The sequence below is a fragment of the Bacillus haikouensis genome, assembly GCF_013179555.1.
GTDB lineage: Bacteria > Bacillota > Bacilli > Bacillales > Bacillaceae_B > Rossellomorea > Rossellomorea haikouensis_A.
In genome coordinates this window covers 1-3223 of record NZ_JABMCR010000379.1, presented here as the reverse complement: position 1 = coordinate 3223, position 3223 = coordinate 1, and the positions used below count along the sequence as shown (strand labels likewise).

General features: G+C 42.7%; 3 protein-coding genes. All 3 read right to left on the bottom strand.

Annotated features, from left to right (window positions below; genetic code table 11):
• A partial coding sequence (gene proS / locus HP456_RS21835; RefSeq protein ID WP_172255034.1) for a proline--tRNA ligase occupies positions 1-561 on the bottom strand: 561 nt, incomplete at its 3' end.
• A 180-nt stretch (positions 562-741) separates the two neighbouring features.
• The gene (gene rseP, locus HP456_RS21830) at positions 742-2001 is read right to left on the bottom strand and encodes an RIP metalloprotease RseP (protein ID WP_172255032.1); all 1260 of its coding nucleotides are present in this window, start codon (positions 1999-2001) and stop codon (positions 742-744) included.
• Between the two features lie 124 nt (positions 2002-2125).
• Positions 2126-3223 (bottom strand): 1-deoxy-D-xylulose-5-phosphate reductoisomerase (gene dxr / locus HP456_RS21825; protein WP_172255030.1); only part of this gene is annotated, 1098 nt, incomplete at its 5' end.

Sequence of the window (3223 nt, the reverse complement as noted above, 5' to 3'; positions counted from 1 at the left end):
TCGTTTGAAGATATTCGTATAAGCTTGGAATAGGAGATCATACGTCTCATCAAGACTTTCTCCGGAAGAGTGGAAAGAGTATGCATCTTTCATAACAAATTCCCTGCCTCGCAGCAGACCAAAGCGCGGACGTTTTTCATCACGGTATTTTGTCTGTATCTGATAAAGGGTCAGTGGAAGGCGCTTATATGATTTAATTTCGTCCCTTACAATGCTTGTGATCATTTCTTCATGAGTGGCACCAAGTGCAAACTCACGTTCATGACGATCATTCATACGCATTAATTCAGGGCCATACGTTCCCCACCTTCCCGATTCTTTCCATAATTCAGAGGGCTGAAGGGCAGGCATCAGCAATTCAGAGGCCCCTGCAGCATCCAATTCTTCACGGATAATTTCTTCAACTTTATTTAAGACCTTCTTTCCTAAGGGCAGAAAACTGTATATCCCACTTGCATTCTGTCTAATATAACCGGCACGCAGTAGTAGCTGGTGACTTTTAATCTCCGCATCAGCCGGTGTTTCTCTAAGGGTAGGAATCAAAGTATTTCGTTGCTTCATTTATTAGCACCTCGGTTAACAGTTAGTGTTAAATATGTAGTTCATTAGAAAAGAACAGAGAGATACTCTCCATTCCTTTCTTCATTTTAGCGTAAATGAACAGGCAGTACTACCCTCATTTTTCAATTGTACGAGGTAGAAACTGCCTGAAAACCCTTCTATTATGAAATATAGTACATCTTATAAAAAGAAACGTTGAATGTCATTCCATGTGACAACCAGCATCAGCACCATCAGGAGTGCGAATCCAACAAAATGGACCATTCCTTCCATTTGACGGTCTACCGGTTTTCCTCGCACCGCTTCTATTCCGAAGAAAAGCAGCCTTCCCCCATCAAGGGCAGGGATCGGGAGCAAATTCATAATCCCTAAGTTAATACTTAAAATAGCAGCCCATCTCATTAAATAGAAGATCCCTGATTTTGCTACCACGTCTGTTGACTGATAGATCCCTACAGGACCGGACAGTGCATCAATGGAGAACTCGCCTGATACCAGTTTCCCCAGTAGTACAAAAATCATTTTAGTCCACTCATATGTCTGCTCAGCACTATTGGTTACAACCTTCAGGGGAGACTTCTCAACAGGGCTGTGGACGCCTATTATTCCGATTTCCTTCCCCTCTACTTCTTGAGGCTTAGGTGTAACAGAGATTTCCTCGGTTGTACCTCCACGTTCAACAGTGAAGTTCAGTTCATCCCCAGGATGTTTCTGAATGACAGTTACGATGTCTTCCCAAGTGGAAATTTCCTTCCCATCAATGATTTGGACGACATCATTTTTCTGAAGCCCTGCTTCCTTTGCTGCACCGTCTTCAGTTAAGTTACCGAGAACAGGGTCATTGGTAGGTACCCCTTGTAATAAACCAACAAGTAAAAAAATAAAGAAAGCCAATATGAAATTGAAAAGCGGTCCTGCAAAAATGGCCATCGCTCGTTTAGACAGGGACTTCGAAGCAAACTGACGATCCCACGGTGCTATTTGTGTTTCCACACCATCTTCTACAAATACAGCATCACGTGAAATTTCAAAATGTTTGATTACTTCCTCTTCTTCATCTTCATAACCTTTAATATAAAGCCTGTGTTCCAGGTCCGCTTCCTCAACTTCTATAACCCTTATATTCGGATAGCGGTCTTTATTATTCAGGACAATTTTCCTTATCTTTTCATCTTGATCAAGCACGAGTCCTACTCTATGCCCAGCTTTCAGTTCCACCATTTCCGGGTCTTCTCCGGCCATCCGGACGAAACCTCCTAATGGCAGAAGTCTTATTGTGTATGTCGTTTCGTTTTTCTTATATGAAAATACCTTAGGTCCGAATCCTATCGCAAATTCCCGGCATAGTATTCCTGCACGTTTAGCGAAAATCAAGTGACCCAGTTCATGAAAAAATACTAAAGCGCCAAAAATTACGATAAAGGCAATGACTGTTTGCAAATAAATAACCACCTTTTTTAAGAACCTGTATTCTCAGGCATGATAAGTATGAACATTTTGACCGGAAAAACATGTCTCATATAATACTACGTTGCTGCACACGCAAACATGACAGGCCTGCTATTTAAATCCAGCTAGAAACGGTCAATCTAGTAGTTTTATCGATTTCCCGAATGGTCTCGAGATCAGGATTCTGAATAACTTCATGTTCATTCAATGCTCTTTCTATCATGTCTTCAATTCCAAGGAATGAAATCTTATTTTCCAAAAACATCGCTACAGCTGCTTCGTTTGCAGCATTCAATACGGTTGTCATGCTGCCTCCTGTACGGCCAGCATCGTAGGCGAAAGCAAGGCATCGAAAACGCTTGAAGTCCATTTTCTCAAAATGCAGCTTCCCGATTTCGGCCAAATCCAACCGTTTCTTCCCATGGCGTTCCAATCGATCAGGAAACGTCAATGCATACTGAATCGGTACACGCATATCCGGGGTGCCGAGCTGGGCCATGACGGAAGTGTCATGGAATTGGATCATTGAATGAATGATACTCTCCCTATGCTGCAAAACATCGATCTTATCATAAGGAATATCAAATAACCAATGAGCTTCTATGACTTCAAGCCCCTTATTCATCATGGATGCTGAATCAATCGTTATTTTAGCACCCATCGACCAGTTGGGATGATTGAGGGCTTGTTTAACCGTTACCCCGGTAAGTTCATCCCTTTCCAGGTCCCTGAAGCTCCCCCCCGATGCCGTTATGATCAATTTTTCGATATTCTTTTCCTTTTCCCCCTGAAGTGCTTGGAAGATCGCTGAATGCTCGCTGTCTACTGGTAATAAAGCGACACCTTTCTTACTGGCTGCCTCCATTATAATATGACCGGCAGTGACAAGCGTTTCTTTATTGGCAATCGCTATTGTCTTGCCCGCTTCAATCGCCTGAAGTGTCGGGTAAAGCCCTACGCTCCCAAGAACAGCATTTACAAGGATATCTGCATCCTGGTGGCAGGCAACTTGTACCAAACCTTCTTCTCCAAACAGTACCTTTACACCTGAGGGCACCTCACTTCGCAGCAACTTTGCATCTTCTTCACTTTGGACAGATACAAGAGAGGGTTTGAATTCTATAATCATCTTTCTTGCACCATCAATATTTTTGCCAACTGAAAAGGCAGTCAGATTGAACTCTTCAGGATGTTCCCGTATTACATCGAGAGT